Here is a 645-nt window from a genome sequence, read left to right as displayed (position 1 = left end):
GTGGCCTCGGTCGAGGCAGGCGGCTTGCCACTGCTCGAACTCCGGCCACCCCTGGCGTATCGCCCTGTAGGCCCATAGGCGCAGTTGCTCGAACAGATTGCAGTTCCGGCCCAGCCCGTAGTCCGGGAGGCGCTTGCGGCGATCCTGGGCGGGCTCGAGGTCTAGCCAACTGTCGAGGTCGGCCAGGGTGTACAGGCGCGGCTCCCAAGTGGTCACCTGCCAATGCGGGTGCAGAGGATTCTTGCAGATAAGACCGGAATAACCGAGGTCAGCACCAAGTACACGCTGTAGCGCGCAATCTACAGCTGCCGCGTACCGCAGGGGCGCAGATTTCGCGTCAGGCGCGGTACGCACGGACGTTTTGAGCCCGTAAATCAGGTGAGCGTGACCGTTCTCGGGATTTTTGGCCGTGATCGAGGGCGGCGGTGCACCTCGGTCGCTCCAGTCGATGGCCGCGCCGGGGCGGTCGATGTCATAGACGAGCCAGAAACGGTGCGTAGGCCCGTTTGGCTGGATGTATCGAGCCAGAGCGGCGCGCTCGGCGCTGCGCACCTGGAGCCCTGCGCGCAGGTCGTCGGTGTGATACGGCTTGGCAGGCAGGCGCTCCCGGAACAAGTCGAGTTGTCCTTGTTGATCTGCGATGGG

General features: G+C 64.8%; 1 protein-coding gene. It reads right to left on the bottom strand.

Annotated elements, in window-relative coordinates; all coding sequences use genetic code 11:
* Positions 1-615, bottom strand: a 615-nt coding sequence (locus GHO25_RS25695; RefSeq protein WP_153393411.1) for a replication initiation protein, incomplete at its 3' end; no start/stop codon positions are given.
* Positions 616-645: the final 30 nt, after the last annotated feature.

This window comes from Pseudomonas sp. FSL R10-1350 (genome assembly GCF_009600525.1).
GTDB classification, from domain to species: Bacteria; Pseudomonadota; Gammaproteobacteria; order Pseudomonadales; family Pseudomonadaceae; genus Aquipseudomonas; species Aquipseudomonas helleri.
This window is presented reverse-complemented; position numbering and strand designations above follow the sequence as displayed.